At 65.0% G+C, this 15,077-nt stretch carries 15 protein-coding genes; 5 read left to right on the top strand and 10 right to left on the bottom strand.

Annotated features, from left to right (window positions below; translation table 11 throughout):
* Positions 1 to 12: 12 nt before the first annotated feature.
* Positions 13 to 777, top strand: coding sequence for a heme-dependent oxidative N-demethylase family protein (locus A6F65_RS05160; protein ID WP_237164891.1), 765 nt, complete (start codon positions 13 to 15; stop codon positions 775 to 777).
* On the top strand, positions 774 to 1,175 hold the full coding sequence (locus tag A6F65_RS05155) for a lysozyme inhibitor LprI family protein (protein ID WP_067786540.1): 402 nt from the start codon (positions 774 to 776) through the stop codon (positions 1,173 to 1,175). The genes A6F65_RS05160 and A6F65_RS05155 overlap by 4 nt, the downstream gene beginning before the upstream one ends.
* On the opposite strand, the gene ald is transcribed toward A6F65_RS05155, so the two are convergent.
* On the bottom strand, positions 1,172 to 2,287 hold the full coding sequence (gene ald / locus A6F65_RS05150) for an alanine dehydrogenase (protein WP_067786538.1): 1,116 nt from the start codon (positions 2,285 to 2,287) through the stop codon (positions 1,172 to 1,174). The genes A6F65_RS05155 and ald overlap by 4 nt on opposite strands.
* 128 nt (positions 2,288 to 2,415) lie before the next feature.
* Between ald and maiA the strand changes: the two genes are divergently transcribed.
* On the top strand, positions 2,416 to 3,057 hold the full coding sequence (maiA, locus tag A6F65_RS05145; RefSeq protein ID WP_205631902.1) for a maleylacetoacetate isomerase: 642 nt from the start codon (positions 2,416 to 2,418) through the stop codon (positions 3,055 to 3,057).
* A 9-nt stretch (positions 3,058 to 3,066) separates the two neighbouring features.
* On the opposite strand, the gene A6F65_RS05140 is transcribed toward maiA, so the two are convergent.
* The 5 genes from A6F65_RS05140 to A6F65_RS05120 all read right to left on the bottom strand — a co-directional run bounded on the left by A6F65_RS05140 (position 3,067) and on the right by A6F65_RS05120 (position 8,766).
* Positions 3,067 to 4,074 (bottom strand): fumarylacetoacetate hydrolase family protein, encoded by a 1,008-nt coding sequence (locus tag A6F65_RS05140; RefSeq protein WP_067786536.1) that lies wholly within the window; start codon positions 4,072 to 4,074, stop codon positions 3,067 to 3,069.
* On the bottom strand, positions 4,071 to 4,640 hold the full coding sequence (locus A6F65_RS05135; protein ID WP_067786534.1) for a VOC family protein: 570 nt from the start codon (positions 4,638 to 4,640) through the stop codon (positions 4,071 to 4,073). Before A6F65_RS05135 ends, A6F65_RS05140 begins: the two co-directional genes overlap by 4 nt.
* Complete coding sequence (gene hppD / locus A6F65_RS05130; RefSeq protein ID WP_067786532.1) at positions 4,637 to 5,758, bottom strand: 4-hydroxyphenylpyruvate dioxygenase; 1,122 nt, start codon at positions 5,756 to 5,758, stop codon at positions 4,637 to 4,639. The genes A6F65_RS05135 and hppD overlap by 4 nt, the downstream gene beginning before the upstream one ends.
* A gap of 108 nt (positions 5,759 to 5,866) precedes the next feature.
* The gene (locus A6F65_RS05125; protein WP_237164906.1) at positions 5,867 to 6,286 is read right to left on the bottom strand and encodes a protein tyrosine phosphatase family protein; all 420 of its coding nucleotides are present in this window, start codon (positions 6,284 to 6,286) and stop codon (positions 5,867 to 5,869) included.
* 110 nt (positions 6,287 to 6,396) lie between these two features.
* Positions 6,397 to 8,766 carry a glycoside hydrolase family 3 protein gene (locus tag A6F65_RS05120; protein WP_083989246.1) on the bottom strand — a complete coding sequence of 790 codons (2,370 nt, stop codon included), beginning with the start codon at positions 8,764 to 8,766 and terminating at the stop codon, positions 6,397 to 6,399.
* 202 nt (positions 8,767 to 8,968) lie between these two features.
* Between A6F65_RS05120 and A6F65_RS05115 the strand changes: the two genes are divergently transcribed.
* Both A6F65_RS05115 and A6F65_RS05110 read left to right on the top strand, forming a co-directional pair.
* A complete protein-coding gene (locus A6F65_RS05115; RefSeq protein WP_067786530.1) occupies positions 8,969 to 10,018 on the top strand; it encodes a LacI family DNA-binding transcriptional regulator in 1,050 nt (349 codons plus the stop codon).
* Positions 10,019 to 10,077: 59 nt separating this feature from the next.
* A complete protein-coding gene (locus A6F65_RS05110; RefSeq protein WP_083989244.1) occupies positions 10,078 to 11,295 on the top strand; it encodes an MFS transporter in 1,218 nt (405 codons plus the stop codon).
* Positions 11,296 to 11,298: 3 nt separating this feature from the next.
* Here the strand turns inward: A6F65_RS05110 and mmsB are convergent, their stop codons facing one another.
* The 4 genes from mmsB to A6F65_RS05090 form a co-directional block, all read right to left on the bottom strand.
* A complete protein-coding gene (gene mmsB, locus A6F65_RS05105) occupies positions 11,299 to 12,168 on the bottom strand; it encodes a 3-hydroxyisobutyrate dehydrogenase (protein ID WP_067786526.1) in 870 nt (289 codons plus the stop codon).
* A 252-nt stretch (positions 12,169 to 12,420) separates the two neighbouring features.
* A complete protein-coding gene (locus tag A6F65_RS05100) occupies positions 12,421 to 13,206 on the bottom strand; it encodes an enoyl-CoA hydratase-related protein (protein WP_067786524.1) in 786 nt (261 codons plus the stop codon).
* Complete coding sequence (locus tag A6F65_RS05095) at positions 13,203 to 14,234, bottom strand: polysaccharide deacetylase family protein (RefSeq protein ID WP_237164890.1); 1,032 nt, start codon at positions 14,232 to 14,234, stop codon at positions 13,203 to 13,205. Before A6F65_RS05095 ends, A6F65_RS05100 begins: the two co-directional genes overlap by 4 nt.
* Positions 14,231 to 15,043 (bottom strand): hypothetical protein, encoded by an 813-nt coding sequence (locus A6F65_RS05090; protein ID WP_157093063.1) that lies wholly within the window; start codon positions 15,041 to 15,043, stop codon positions 14,231 to 14,233. Before A6F65_RS05090 ends, A6F65_RS05095 begins: the two co-directional genes overlap by 4 nt.
* Between the last annotated feature and the right edge of the window lie 34 nt (positions 15,044 to 15,077).

Genomic DNA, 15,077 nt, shown 5'->3' with positions numbered 1-15,077 from the left:
GGACGGCTGAAGATGGGCCTGAAGGCCCTCACCGAGCACGACTGGCTACAAGGCGAACCCGATCTCGCCGCACGGCGAGCCGCTTTCGCCGCCCATCCCGGCAGCGCGGCGCTGCTACCGCAGGCAGAACCGGCAGGCGCGGAACTGGCAGCCATGCTGGGCGTGGACGGCAGCCTGGCCGATGCCGCACTCACCACCTGGGAGGACATGTGCCTGCTGCTGCGCTCCGATGGCGAGGACATGTACCGCCTGTCAGGCGCGGCCGTCGCCTTCCCGACCGACTGGCATCCGGCGGAGAAGCTGGGCCTGCCGCTGATTGCGCTGCACGCGCCGATCCATGGCTATGAACAGCAGCTGGCCACCGGGGTCGACCGGTTCATGGAGACGCTGAAGCCGGGGAAGATCTATGGCCGCGCGAACTGGTTCGTCGCGCCAACAGGTGCCCCGCGCTGGATGGCGGACGAGCTGCCTGCCGATCCCTTCGCCGGTGTAACCGCCGAAAATGCGGGCGCGCGCCTGTTCGTGCGCTGCGAGCGGCAGACCCTGCGAAAGCTGCCGGAAAGCGGCGCGATCCTTTTCACGATCGGCATATATACGAGTGCGCTCGGTGACCTCACGCTTGCCAATATCACGCGCATGTCCCGCGCCATTGCGACCATACCCCGCGAGGAAGCCGAGCGGCGCGGGTCCGGCGATTACGCCCTTGCCTTGGCGACCTATGCTGCGTCACGATGCGGACCGGACTACGACTTGCCGGAGGGGACCACCACGCCATGACCACGCTTGCAACGCTCACGCTTCTCATCGCCGCCGCGCCTGCGCCTGCTCAGGAATGGAATTGCGAAAACCCGCTCACCCAGTCGGAAATGAATTACTGCGCGCATCAGGATTACAAGAAATCCGATGCGCGGCTGAACGAGGTCTGGTCCAGGGCCGCTGCCGACGCGAAGGCGCGCGATGCTGACAATACCGACATGGACGATGGCCGCCCCGGCTATTTCGAGACCCTGCTGGAAGGGCAGCGCAGCTGGCTGGCTTACCGTGACGCGCACTGCCGCATGGAAGGGTATGAGGCGCGCGGCGGATCGCTGGAGCCGCTGCTGGTGGCAACCTGCAAGGATCACCTGACCCAGCTGCGCAGCGCAGAGCTGGAAGCCCTGCTGGAAACCTATTAGGCGACAGCCTCTTCGGCCGGCACGTAATCGTAGCCGAGGTCGCGCGCGACGGCTTCGTAAGTGACTTTCCCGTTCCACACATTCAGGCCCGCCAGCAGGTGCGGATCGTCGGCCAGTGCCTGCTTCCAGCCCTTGTTGGCGATGCGCATGGCGTGCGGCAGCGTCACATTGTTGAGCGCATAGGTGCTGGTGCGGCAGACCGCGCCAGGCATATTTGCGACGCAGTAATGCACGATGCCATCCACGGTGTACGTCGGGTCCGCATGCGTGGTGGCCTTGCTAGTTTCGAAACAGCCGCCCTGGTCGATGGCAACGTCCACCAGCACTGCGCCCGGCAGCATCGTGCCCAGCATTTCGCGCGTCACCAGCTTGGGTGCGGCCGCGCCGGGGATGAGGACCGCGCCGATCACCAGGTCCGCATCGGCCACGCTGTCTGCAAGGTTGGCGACGCTGGAGAAGCGCGTCTTGGCGCGGCTTTCGAAATGGATCGCCAGCTTTTCAAGCACGGCGGGATTGCGATCGAGGATGGTGACGTCCGCACCCAGCCCGGCCGCCATCTGCGCCGCGTTGAAGCCGACCACGCCGCCGCCGATCACGGCAACCTTGGCCGGCAGCACGCCGGGCACGCCGCCCAGCAGCACGCCGCGGCCGCCCTGCGCCTTCTCCAGCGCGGTGGCACCCGCCTGGATGGACATGCGCCCGGCCACCTGGCTCATCGGCTTCAGAAGCGGCAGGCCGCCATCGTCATCGGTAACCGTCTCATACGCAATGCAGATCGCGCCGGACTTCACCAAATCCTTCGTCTGCTCCGGATCGGGGGCGAGGTGGAGGTACGTGTAGAGGATCTGGCCTTCGCGCAGCATGGCGCGTTCCACCGCCTGCGGCTCCTTGACCTTCACGATCATTTCCGCACGCTCGAAAACCTCGGCAGCCGCCGGGACCAATTCCGCGCCGGCATTCTCGTATTCCGCGTCCAACGCGCCGATGCCATGGCCCGCGCCCTGCTCCACGAGCACCTGGTGGCCATGCGAGGTCAGTTCCCGCGCGCTCTCCGGCGTAAGGCCCACGCGATATTCGTGGTTCTTGATTTCGCGTACGGTGCCGACGATCATTTTGCGCTACTCGTTTCGATTGATACCGGTCACGGCCATAAAGCTGGCTTTGCGGCTTGTCCCGCGATTTTGGCCGGACGAAACGATAGGTGCGCGCAGACGTTGAGCGCGCAAGGAAAGGAAAGCCCATGACCCTGATAATTCGCGGATATTGGCGCAGCGGAACCTCCCACCGCACGCGAATCGCGCTGGAGCTGAAGGGGCTGGAATACAGGCAGGAGCCGGTCGACCTGCGCGCCGGGGCGCATAAGGACGAAGGCTTTACCGCGCAAAATCCGCAAGGGCTGGTCCCCGTGCTGGAGACGCCGGACGGCGCGCAGCTGAGCCAGTCCATGGCCATTATCGAATGGCTGGAGGAGACGTATCCAGAACCCGCGCTGCTACCCGCAGGCACCACGGAACGAGCGATTGCCCGCGGCATGGCGGACCTGATCGCTTGCGACGTCCACCCGCTGAACAATCTACGCGTGCTGAAGCAGCTCGTCGGCCCGCTGGGTGCGAGTGAGGAGCAGAAGCTGGAATGGATCGCGCGCTGGATCCAGGATGGGTTTGCCGCGCTGGAGGTGCTGGTGGAGCGCCACGGCGGCGCGTTCTGCTATGGCGATACGCCGGGCATCGCCGATTGCTGCTTGATCCCGCAGATCTACTCCGCGCGCCGTTTCGGCGTGGACCTCGGCGCATTCCCGCGCCTGCTGGCAATCGACGCGCGCGCGGCCGAGCACGAGGCCTTCATCCGCGCCGCGCCGGAAAACCAGCCCGACGCGGATTGAGGCAAAAGGTCAGGCTTCGACGACTGTCTGGTCGATCTCGCCGAAGATGGAATTGCCATCGGCATCGTCCATCCAGATCTTCACCGTGTCGCCGGGCCGCATGAAGCGGGTCTTGGCCTCGCCGTCATAGATCGTCTCGATCATGCGGATTTCGGCGATGCAGCTGTAACCACGGCCGCCTTCGGCCACCGGCTTGCCCGGGCCGCCATCCTCGCCCTTGTTGGAAATCGTGCCGCTGCCGATGATGCAGCCTGCACCCAGGTTCCGCGTCTTGGCCGCGTGGGCGACAAGGTCGGCGAGGTTGAAGGTCGCATCGTCTTCCACCTGTGCGCGGCCGAAGGGCTCGCCATTGTAATCGACCTTCAGCGGCAGGTGGATCAGGCTGTCGTTCCAGGCATCGCCCAGCTCGTCCGGCGTGATGGCGACAGGGCTGAATGCCGTGGCAGGCTTCGACTGGAAGAAGCCGAAGCCCTTGGCCAGCTCGCCCGGGATCAGGCCGCGTAGCGAAACGTCGTTCAGGACGACCAGCAGCTTGATGTGCTTCGCCGCTTCTTCGCTCGATACGCCCATGGGCACATCGTCGGTGATGCAGGCGACTTCGCCTTCCATGTCGCAGCCCCATTTCACATCGCCCAGGGGGATGTCGGCACGCGGGGGCAGGAAATCGTCAGAACCACCTTGGTACATCAGGGGATCATGATAGAAGCTTTCCGGTACAACGGCATCACGCGCCTTACGCACCAGCTCCACGTGGTTGATATAGGCGGAACCGTCCGCCCACTGGTAAGCGCGCGGGAGCGGGGAATGGGCCTGCGCCTGGTCGAATGGCTGGCTCTTCACCTCGCCATCGTTCAGCATTTCATACAGGGCCTTCAGCTTGGGCTCTGCTTCTGCCCAATTATCCAGCGCCGCCTGCATGGTGGGGGCGATATCGCCGGCATCGGCGTAGCTGGACAGGTCCTTGCTGACCACGACGAGCTTGCCGTCGCGGCCATGTTTCAGGGATGCGAGTTTCAAAGGTTATGCTCCTTGCGGGCAATTTCGTGCAGCCAATCCGCATGGCGCGGGGCTTTCTTGGTTTCAGACCATTCGTCCAGCATCGGCATGGCAACACGTTTCAGCTCGGCATATTGCTCGTCCGTGCCGATATCGGCGGCGAGCTCCACGCGGTGGCCGTTGGGATCGAAGAAATAGATCGACTTGAAGATGCCGTGATGCGTCGGGCCGAGCACATCGATACCGAGGCCTTCCACATGCTCCTTCGCGGCCAGCAGCTCCTCTTCGGAGGCAACGCGGAAGGCCAGGTGCTGCACCCATTTCGGCGTGTTCTCGTCCCGGCCCATGTCCTTCTGGTTGGGCAGTTCGAAGAAGGCCAGGATGTTGCCGTTCCCGGCATCCAGGAAGACATGCATGTACGGATCGTACTCGCCCGTGGAAGGAACGTGGTCTTCGGAGAATGCGCTGGTGTAATCCATGCCCAGCACGCGCTGGTACCACTCCACCGTCTCCTTGGCGTCGCGGCAGCGATAGGCGGCGTGATGGACGCCGCCCAGCTTGACGGGATGGTTTGCCAGGTCGTTCATTCGGCAGGCTCCTCGATGGGCTGCGGCTTCACGCCATCGCCCAGCACGCCGCGCTTCACCTGGTCACGCTCGATGCTTTCGAACAGCGCCTTGAAGTTGCCTTCGCCGAAGCCATCGTCACCCTTACGCTGGATGAATTCGAAGAAGACCGGGCCGACCTGAGCTTCTGCGAAGATCTGCAGCAGCAGGCGCGGCTGGCCGCCTTCCGTGGTGCCGTCCAGCAGGATGCCGCGCATCTTCAGTTGGTCCGCCGGCTCGCCATGGCCTGGCAGGCGTTCGTCCAGCATTTCGTAATAGGTTTCCGGCGGCGCGGTCATGAAGGGCACGCCGAGGTCCTTCAAACGGTCCCACGCGCCAAGCAGGTCGTCGGTGATCAGGGCGATGTGCTGGATACCCTCGCCGTTGAATTCGCGCAGGAATTCCTCGATCTGGCCCTTGCCGCCCTCGCCTTCCTCGTTCAGCGGGATCTTGATCTTGCCGTCCGGCGCGGTCAGCGCCTTGGACGTCAGGCCGGTATATTCGCCCTTGATGTCGAAGAAGCGGATTTCGCGGAAGTTGAACAACGTCTCGTAGTAATCGGCCCAATAGGCCATGCGGCCCGTGTAGACGTTGTGCGTCAGGTGGTCGATCAGCTGGAAGCCCGCGCCTTCCGGGTTCTTGTCCACGCCGGGCAGATATTCGAAATCGATGTCATAGATCGACAGGCCCTCGCCATTCTCGTCCGGATAGCGGTCAATCAGGTAAAGGATAGCACCGCCGATGCCGCGGATGGCGGGAATGGCCAGCTCCATCGGGCCGGTTTCGACCTGCACCGGCTCTGCGCCCGCATCCATCAGGTGCTCCCAGGCGGAGGCGGCATTCTTCACGCGGAAGGCCATGCCGCAGGCGCTGGGGCCATGCTCACGCGCGAAATACCATGCGGCGCTGCGCGGTTCGTAATTGGCGATCAGATTGATTGCGCCCTGCCGCCACAGGTGCACATCCTTGCTGCGATGCGTGGCGACGTGGGTGAAGCCCATCGCTTCGAAGACCGGTTCCAGCATGCCCTTCTCGGGCGCGCAGAATTCGACGAATTCGAAGCCATCGAGGCCGGCGGGATTTTCAAACAGATCGGACATGGAAACTCCTGAGACGATTTAGTTACACTTGTAACCAATATCGCCCGCAAATTCAAGCGTGCCCTTTCTGAATGACCGGGCGCTTAGCGAAGTTCCGTCTTGGCAGGTTTAGTCCGTCAGATGCGGCGCCAGTCCGGCAAGGTCGTACCCGGCAGCCGCAGCGCGTTCCAGCCGCTCATCGACCGTCAGGCCCTGCGGATTGGCCAGCGTTTCCATGGTGATGCAGCGCGTGCCTGACCGGCAATAGGCCAGCATCGGGCCACCTGCTTCGCGCCGGACACTGGCAAATTGTTCAAGCGCGTCGGGCGGGAAAGCGCCGCCGCTGACCGGCACATGGTGAAACGCAAGGCCCGCCTCCTGCGCCGCTGCGCGCATGGTGGCAGCGTCAGGCTGGCCCGGCTCCTCCCCATCGGGGCGATTGCACATCACCGCGACGAAGCCTGCATCGGCCAGCGCCTGCATGTCCTGCGGCTGGACCTGCGGGGCCACAGCGAAATTCTCGTCAACCCGGCGCAGATCCATCGTCATTCCCTTCACGCAGTGCCACGCCGCGATGCGCGGCGGCCATGGGGCAACCATGGCGTGCGCCGCATCGGGCGACAAGCCGCAAAAGGGTCAGCGCGAAACCGGCGGCCGCGTCAGAAGGAGCACTCGGTCCCTTCGCCCAGCTCCACCCGTTCGATGGTGGCGAAGCGAATAGTGACCGGCCCAGCAGACTTCATTTCCAGCATGTTGCCAAGGTCCGCCAGGCACTGCTTCGTCAGCACCATCTCGCGGTAGCCCTTGCCTTCCGCGATGCTGAGGCCCTGCGCGATATTCAGCGTGCTGCTGCCGCTGGTGACGGTGAAGGCTGCGGAAGGCCGCTGGTCGATCGCGTAAGTGATGCGATAGGCATTACCCTCGCCCTCACCCTCGATCCGCAGCATGGACCCGGCGGAGAAGGTCACTTCGCGCGCATCTTCCTGCGCATTCCGGTCCACGCCGCGCGCGCGGATGCCGCCCGTGTTGCCCGTGAAGTTGATCAGGCCCTGTTCGCCTGCGCTCACGGTCACGCCATCGGCAAGGCGGCCCTGCCCGAACCATTCGGAGGATGGCCCCATCATCAGCGCCGAGCATTCCTCGCTCAGCTGCGGGGTTGCGGAGGTATCGGTCAGCGCGCGGCCATAGCCGAAGTTGAACAGCGCGCCTTCAGGCCCGTTCACCGGCGTGCCGCCGCAATCGGCGGGCCAGGAGAAGGACAGCCGGCCGGTCGCCGGGCGCCTGCCCGTCAGCACATCGGCCACGCCCGCACCTTCGCTGCCCGGCAACCAGGATGCGACGAAGGCGCTCGATGCATTCATCTCGCGGTTCATCCACAGCGGGCGTCCCGAAAGGAATACGGCGACCGTGGGAATGCCCTGCGCCTGGAACTGGCGCAACAGTGTGAGCCCTTCCTCGTCCCGGAAGACGAGATCGGGCTTGTCGCCGGCAAATTCCGCGTAAGGCTTCTCGCCGAACACCACCACGGCGACATCGGGCCGCGTGGTGAAGCTGCCATCGGCAGACAGAACGGCCTTGCCGCCATCGGCGGTCACTGCATCGCGCAGCCCGTCCCAAATGCTGGTGGTGCCGGGGAACAGCGCATCGTCGGCCTCTGCCATGCCCTGCCATTCCAGCGTCCAGCCGCCGGACGAAATGCCGACATTGTCCGCCGCGCTGCCCGCCACCAGCACGTTCGCGCCCTTGGCCAGCGGCAGCACGCCGTTGTTCTTCAGGATGACCTGCGACTTCGCCACAGCCTCGCGCGCAATGGCACGGTGCTCCGGGGAGCCCAGCATCTCGAATCGGCCGCCATATCCGCGCTCGGATGGGCGCTTCACATCCGGGCCAAGCAGGCCGGCTCGGTATTTCACGCGCAGCACGCTGGTCACTGCCTCGTCCAGCCGGGCCATGGGGATGGTGCCGTTCTCGACCTGAATCACCAACGTCTGCATCAGGCCGCGCCAGTCGTCGGGCACCATGTAGATGTCCAGACCCGCCAGCAGCGATTGCGGGCAATCGGTAACAGTGCAGCCCTGCACCTGCCCGTGGCCATTCCAGTCACCCACGACCAGCCCGTCAAAGCCCATTTCACCGCGCAGCACGCCGGTGAGAAGCTCCTCATTACCGTGCATCTTGCGCCCGTTGATCGAGTTGAAGCTGGCCATGATGCTTTCCACGCCCGCATCGATGGCGGCGGGATAAGGCACGGCATGGATCGACTTCAGCGCGCCGATATCGCCCGTAACCTCGCCCTGGTCGACACCGTTATCGGTCCCGCCATCGCCGAAGAAGTGCTTGGCCGTCGCGATAACGCGTCCGGTGCCGAGGAAATCTTCGCTGCCTTTCTTGCCCTGCAGGCCCTCCACCAGCGCCGCACCCATGGTGGCGACCAGCTGCGGATCCTCGGAATAGCTTTCGTAAGTCCGGCCCCAGCGATCGTCCTGCGCCACCGCAACCGTGGGCGAGAAGTTCCAGTCGATGCCGGTAACCTCGATCTCGATCGCGGTGGCATGGCCGATCCGGCGGACAAGTTCGGCATCGCGCGTCGCGCCAAGGCCGATGTTGTGCGGGAAGATGGTGGCGCCGACCACATTGGTGTGCCCGTGCACCGCGTCCGTGCCCCACATGGTGGGGATCACCGGCTGGCCATCGGGCAGCGGCTGGACAGACGCGGCATACATCTCGTCCGCATAGCGCAGCCATTCCGGGCCGGGTGCGAACTCGTCACCATAGGGGCCGCCATTGCCGCCGTTGAGGTAACTGCCGAAGCGATAGCGCGCCATGTCTTCTGGCGTGAAGGAATTGATCTGCGGCTGGATCAGCTGCGCGACCTTCTGTTCGGTCGTCATGCGCGAGACGATGTCTGCGATATACGCATCCTCGTCCATCACCGCGCTGGTCGTGCCTGGCGCGGCGTCCATCTGCACGCAGGCAGCCGTCGTCATGGTGGCGATCCCGCATGCGGTGGCCAGCAGCAGTTTTTTCATCGTATCCCTCGTCCCTTGCGCCAGTTCGGCGACGCATACCTATTCTTGCCGGATCAACGCGCGCAAACCCTAAAAGGGGGCCGGCGCGGTCCCGTGCACGGCGATGCTATGCGTCATTGTGAGCGTTCACAAGTCCAAAGTGAGCGTTCACTTGATGCAGTCGCTATGCTAGTTGGGCGCAGGGATTGGAGAGACGGGCAGGATGGCCAGCAAATCGCGGGTGACGATCGAGGATGTGGCCGAAGTCGCGCGCGTTTCGCGCCAGACGGTCAGCCGCGTCATCAATCGTGGCCCCAACGTAAAACCGGAAGTGAAGGAGCGGGTCGAGCAGGCAATCGCCGAGCTTGGTTATGTCCCCAACCTTTCGGCGCGCCGGATGGGCGGCGGCAAGTCCTTCCTGATCATGGCCATCAATGATCGCCAGCGCACGCTGGAAAACTGGGAAGCGGGCAGCGGCAACGATTGGGTCGACCAGATGCTGTATGGCGGCATGACCGAATGCGAAAAGCATGGCTATGCGCTGGTCTTCCGCCTGATCGATGCAGAACGGGACAAGGCGCGCAAGCAATTGTCCGACGTCCTGTCCTCCATCATGCCGGACGGGGTGATCCTGACGCCGCCGCACAGCGCGAATGACGACCTGGTGGAGCTGCTGAAGGAACGCGGCATTGCCTGCGCGCGCGTGGGCAAGCGCGATGGCGGGCATTGCGTGGACGTCGCCATGCACGAGGAAGCCGCCTCTGCCGAGGCAACGCGCCTGTTGCTGGAAACCGGCCATCGCCGCCTTGCGTATCTTGCTGGTGCAGATGGCTACGGGCCCAGCCGCCGCCGCGTCGAAGCGTTTCGCGAGACAGTCTCGGCCGAATGCGCCGATTGCGAGATGACGGTGCTGGACGGGCAGTTCAGTTTCGAGATCGCAGTCGACCTGCTGAACGACGTCCTCGCTCGCGAAGACCGCCCGACGGGGATCATCGCGGATAACGACCAGATGGCATTTGCCGCCATGCACGTGGCAGACCGGCTGGGCATCCAGGTGCCCGAAGCACTCTCGGTCATCACCTTCGAGGATACGCCGGGCGTGCGCTTCAGCGTGCCGCCGCTGACCGCGATCCGCCAGCCCACGGCGGCCATGATTGCCAAGGCCTGCGAGAAACTGATCGAGATCAGGCGCGATGGCGGGACGGGCGATGCCTTCATCCTGCCGCACCGCCTGGTGGAGCGCGACAGCACCATGCGCCGCCCCGGCGGCTGAAGACCGCGCCCTTGCCCGCACCAGCAACAGATACAGGTACCGACACAGCTTCAGGGGCAATGTCCGGCCCCGCGGGCGGCTGGGGGGAGGCGCGATACGCCCTCGCCTCGCTTGGGGCGCATCTTGGCTTCATGCCGCTGCTGGTCCTGCTGCTGCCGCGGCGGGTGGAGGCGCTGTCCGCCCAGCCGGAAATCGACCTCAGCATCCTGCTCGTCATCGGCGGGTTGACGGCGAGCGGGGCGCATATTGCGGCAGGCGCGTGGAGCGACCGCTGGCTGGCGCGCAGAGGCACCCGGCGCGGACTAATCGCCATCGGCACGGCGGCACTGGCCGCGACATACCTGCTGTTCGCCGCGGCAGAGACATTGCTGCTGCTGGGCGCGGCCCTCGTCACCTTCCAGCTGGCGCTGAATGTCATGTTCGCCCCGCTGGGCGCGCTGCTGGCCGATCATGTGCCCGATACGCGCAAGGGCCGGGTGGCGGGCATGCTGAACGCCGCCCTCCCCTTCAGCTATGGCGGCGTATCCGTGCTGGGCTGGCTGTTCCCGCGCGATGCGGCGGGCGCATTCCTGCTGCTGGCGATTGCGGTCCCGCTGCTGATGCTGCCACTGCTGCTGCGCTGGCCATTCGCAGGGCTGGTCAGCCGGGCAGAGGGCGATGTGGCGATTGCGGACATCACCCGCTGGCATCGCCGCGACTTCATGCTGGCATGGTGGGCGCGGCTGTTCGTGCAGGCTGGCGCCGCGCTCGTGACCGGATACATCTTCCTGTACCTGACAGCGCTGCAAGGTCGCCTCGGCACGCCGCCGGGCGGGACGGCGACAGACTTCCTGGCCGGCATATCCTTGGCCGCCCTGTGCTGTTCCTTCGTCGCCGCAATCGGCGGGGGCTGGCTGTCGGACAGGCTGGGCAGGCGCAAGGCGCCGCTCTGCATCTTCGCCCTCGCCCTTGCCGCATGCCTGCTGGCCATGGGACAGGGCGGAGGATGGCTGGTGCTGGCCGTGGCCTATCCGCTGTTCGGCGGCTTCCTCGCCGCTTTCCTGGCGATCGACGCGGCGCTGGTGGGCCAGCTGCTGACAGGGCACCCATCGCGCGGGACGCTGCTGGGGGTCATGAACCTGACCAACACCCTGCCGGGCGTGATGATACCCGCCTTCGCCCTCGTCCTGCTGGACGGCAGCTCCATTGCTGCGGCCTTCGATACGCTGCTGCTGGGCGTGGCCATCGCCGCCGCGCTCGCGGGCATTCTGGTGCTGGCCATCCGCTCCCAGCGATAAGCGTCAATAGGTCCTGATGATGGCCGAGAAATCGAGCCCGTCATTACCCGCCCCGGCAAAATCCTCGTACAGCGCCGCAGCCCGTGCACCCAGCGGAACGGCCGCATCGGAGGTCTCGGCCGCATCCATCGCCAGCCGCAGGTCCTTCAGCATCAGCCCGGTGGCAAATCCGCCCTGGTAATCATTGTCCGACGGGGATTGCGGGCCGACGCCGGGCACGGGGCAATAGCTGGTCATGGACCAGTTCTGCCCGCTGCTGACGCTGGAAATGTCGTAGAAGGTCTGCGGGTCCAGCCCCAGCTTCTGCGCCATGGCGAAGGCTTCGCTGGTGCCGATCATGTGGATCGCCAGCAGCATATTGTTGCAGATCTTTGCCGCCTGGCCATTGCCCGCATCGCCTGCGTGGATCACCGCCTTGCCCATGGCGGACAGCACGGTCTCGGCGCGCTTGAACGCCTCCTCGCTGCCGCCGACCATGAAGGTGAGCGTGCCGCCATTGGCCGCCGCGATCCCGCCCGATACGGGCGCATCGACCATGGCATAGCCTGCCTCTTCGGCCTTGGCAGCCACCTCGCGCGCGGTGGCCACGTCGATGGTGGAGCAATCAATGAAGATCGCTCCGTCCGGCGCCGCGCCAATCACCTCGCCCGTATAGGCGGACAGCACGATCTGGCCGTTGGGCAGCATGGAGACGACGGCCTCCGCACCCTCGCACGCCTCGGGGATGCTGGCGCAGGGCGTGCAGCCATTGTCCCTCGCCTTTGCGAGCGCATCCGGGCTGAGATCGAAAGCGCGGACTTCATGCCCCGCATTCACCAGGTTCGCGGCCATCCCGCCGCCCATGTTTCCGAGCCCGATAAAGGCGATTTTCATACTGAAATCCTTAGTAACTGCGAAATGTAGCGACGGCCCCGACAACGATTGACGCGATAGCCGCTAAGGAAAATTGCACCGCCGTCAGATTTGCATTGATCCGGTTCAACCCACGAGCGATCTTCGAACCTCGGCTACCAGCAGCAATCGACCTGTCGGAAAAATAGCCTCTCTTCTCGCGTCGATCTCTTAGTTCCAATGCCGCGAGCCACGCGAGCGCCAAGCCAGCGCCGATGAGTGTCAATCCTAAAGTCACCGCCCCTTCCAGTTCGCCTCGCGCTTCTCGACGAAGGCTTTCATGCCCTCGACCTTGTCCTCGGTCGCGGTGAGGATCTGGAACAGGCGGCGTTCCAGCAGCAGGCCCTGCTCCAGCGTGGTCTCGAACGCCTTGTCGACCATTTCCTTATTCACCATGGCTGCCATGGCGGGCATGCCGGCGATGGCTTCGGCGGCTTTCATGGCCTCTTCCATCAGGCCATCCAGCGGCACGACGCGGCTGACGAGCCCGCTCCGCTCGGCTTCCTCGGCATCCATCATGCGCCCCGTCAGGCACATGTCCATGGCCTTCGCCTTACCCACCGCGCGGGTCAGGCGCTGGCTGCCGCCCATGCCGGGCGCGACGCCCAGCTTGATTTCCGGCTGGCCGAATTTCGCCGTGTCTGCCGCAATGATGAAGTCCGCCATCATGGCGAGCTCGCACCCGCCGCCCAGCGCGAACCCGTTGACCGCCGCGATCCAAGGCTTGCGCGTGCGGCTGACGAGGTCGGACTGCCAGCCGGAGAAATGATCGTCGAGGAAGAAATCGACCGATGGCTTGTCCACCATCTCCTTGATGTCGGCGCCGGCTGCAAAGGCCTTCTCACCGCTGCCGGTCAGCACTGCGCAGCGCTGGCTGTCATCGGCCTGGAAAGCGGCGAACGCGTCGATCAGCTCGCCCAGCACGGCAGAGTTCAACGCATTCAGCGCCTGCGGACGGTTCAGCGTCACAAGCGTAACCGCGCCGCGCTGTTCGACCAGGATGTTTTCGTAAGTGCTCATTGTGTCTCCGGCTCTGTTCTCGTGCGGCCCAGCACGCGCTCGTCATAGAGGCGCTGCGCGACCTTTGTATCGTTCCTGTCATACCAGCGCGGAGCGGGCATCCCGCGTTCCCAGGCCAGCAATTCCACCAGCGTTCCCTGCGCGCTAGGCACGCGCGGCACAAGGCCCGCGATGGGGTCGGCATAGGCCTCGTCGGCACTGATGATGGTCCAGCCATCGGCGCGAAGGGCATCGATCAGCGCGCCGAGGTGCATCGCGGTCAAATCCGCCTCGTGCAGCAGCATGACATGCGCGGGGGAACGGCCGAGCGTCCGGCGCGCCAGCCCGTCGTAGAAATTCGCCGCGCCGACATGGCTCTCCACGAACAGGTCGCGCAGGGCCAGCGCATCGAAGGGCTCGCCTGCCTTCATCGTGCGGGACATCTGCTGGTCCCAGAACCAGTCGCTCGCATCCACGGTGACGTAGCCATGGCTCAGCCCCCGCTCCGCCAGACCGGCGAACACGGCATCGCGGCGCGCGGTTTCGCGGCGGCCCTCGTCGAGGAAGGGATAGCGGAACCACGGGCGATAACCCGGCCGTCCCCGCAACCAGTCTTCGGCCCGGTCGATATCGGCGAGGTAATCCGGCGCTTCCATTTCGGACAGATGCGGGTGCGACCAGGTGTGGTTGGCGATGACGTGCCCTGCCGCGACATAGCGCGCGATGTGGCCCTCACCCTCCGGCATTCGTTCGAGATTGCCGGGCGTCAGGAAGAATACCGCCTGTTTCACCTTGCGATCCGCCAGGGTGGCGATGATCAGCTGGACGCGCTCCTCTCGGCTCATCAGCGCGCCCCCATGGCGCGGGATATCGTCGAAACTAAGCGCGATACGCTTGGCCCGCGCGCCCTCCTCGGCGCCGCTTGCAGCAATGGGGGCGGCCACGCTGCACGCGGCCAGCCATAGGGCTCCCAACACGGTGAGGGCGAGGGCGCGGACGCCTCGCCCGCACCCGACCCCGGCGGAGTGCAGGAAGCCCTGCCCGCTCAATCGCAACGCCTGTCGTAAACGGTCGTGCCCTGCTCCCACATATCGTAGACCAGCACGGTCCCTTCGCCCCGGATCCGCAAGGTCAGCTTGAAGGGCTCGCCCTCAAAATCGCTCGTCGTGTACGCGCCGGTCGCCTGGTAATTGTAATTGTCGATCCGCTCGAAATCGGACAGCTTGGTCACGGCTCCGTCCTGTAAGCGGACGCGGTCCTTCTCGACCACGATATCGTCAATGTCGTTCGCCGTGCAGGCGGCTTCTGACTCGACGCTCCAGCGGCCGCGATATTTGGCCGGGATGCCGCTGTCGGCCTCTGCCTGAAGCCGTTCGAGCTCGGCCTTGGATCGCGGTTTGCCGGCGCAACGTACGTAGTTCATGCCGGACATCTGCGGAAAGCTGACGGTCAGATTTTGGCCATTGGCGGAAAGGGTGAGGCCGAAACGCTGGTCCTCTCCCGGATATTCCGGGTCCGGCGCATATTCCAGCTCGACGGAATTGCCGCCGACATCCTGTGCCGTGACCACCGCCTCCGGCGCGCCGCCCTGCCTGCTGATCCAGTCCGGGCCGATCGACATGAAAGTATCCGGATTCTGGCAGGCCGTGCTCGAATTGTAATCGAACTGGCCCTGGAAGCGGCGCGGGATCAGGGGCTTTTCGGCGGGGCCAGCTGCAGGCGTCGCCGGGGGAGATGCCTCCGCGGCGCTGGCTCCTGCCGCCGGCGCGGGTTCTTCGCTCGCCGTCGCGTCGCTGTTGCCGCAAGCCGCCAGTGCCAATGCGGACACCGCAAGGACGCATTTCGAAACTTCACTCATTCTCATCCCCCAAGTCGGATTGGCGCGACCCTGG

The organism is Paraurantiacibacter namhicola, from assembly GCF_001687545.1.
GTDB classification, from domain to species: domain Bacteria; phylum Pseudomonadota; class Alphaproteobacteria; order Sphingomonadales; family Sphingomonadaceae; genus Paraurantiacibacter; species Paraurantiacibacter namhicola.
Note: the sequence above shows the minus strand (reverse complement) of the source record. Positions and strands in the feature narration are given on the sequence as shown.

Excerpts from the sequence above, each read along its gene's own strand:
- A6F65_RS05160 (WP_237164891.1), top strand. The coding sequence starts at position 13 with ATGGGCCTGAAGGCCCTCACCGAGCACGACTGGCTACAAGGCGAACCC.
- A6F65_RS05155 (WP_067786540.1), top strand. The coding sequence starts at position 774 with ATGACCACGCTTGCAACGCTCACGCTTCTCATCGCCGCCGCGCCTGCG.
- ald (WP_067786538.1), bottom strand. The coding sequence starts at position 2,287 with ATGATCGTCGGCACCGTACGCGAAATCAAGAACCACGAATATCGCGTG.
- maiA (WP_205631902.1), top strand. The coding sequence starts at position 2,416 with ATGACCCTGATAATTCGCGGATATTGGCGCAGCGGAACCTCCCACCGC.
- A6F65_RS05135 (WP_067786534.1), bottom strand. The coding sequence starts at position 4,640 with ATGAACGACCTGGCAAACCATCCCGTCAAGCTGGGCGGCGTCCATCAC.
- hppD (WP_067786532.1), bottom strand. The coding sequence starts at position 5,758 with ATGTCCGATCTGTTTGAAAATCCCGCCGGCCTCGATGGCTTCGAATTC.
- A6F65_RS05125 (WP_237164906.1), bottom strand. The coding sequence starts at position 6,286 with ATGACGATGGATCTGCGCCGGGTTGACGAGAATTTCGCTGTGGCCCCG.
- A6F65_RS05120 (WP_083989246.1), bottom strand. The coding sequence starts at position 8,766 with ATGAAAAAACTGCTGCTGGCCACCGCATGCGGGATCGCCACCATGACG.
- A6F65_RS05115 (WP_067786530.1), top strand. The coding sequence starts at position 8,969 with ATGGCCAGCAAATCGCGGGTGACGATCGAGGATGTGGCCGAAGTCGCG.
- A6F65_RS05110 (WP_083989244.1), top strand. The coding sequence starts at position 10,078 with ATGTCCGGCCCCGCGGGCGGCTGGGGGGAGGCGCGATACGCCCTCGCC.
- mmsB (WP_067786526.1), bottom strand. The coding sequence starts at position 12,168 with ATGAAAATCGCCTTTATCGGGCTCGGAAACATGGGCGGCGGGATGGCC.
- A6F65_RS05100 (WP_067786524.1), bottom strand. The coding sequence starts at position 13,206 with ATGAGCACTTACGAAAACATCCTGGTCGAACAGCGCGGCGCGGTTACG.
- A6F65_RS05090 (WP_157093063.1), bottom strand. The coding sequence starts at position 15,043 with ATGAGTGAAGTTTCGAAATGCGTCCTTGCGGTGTCCGCATTGGCACTG.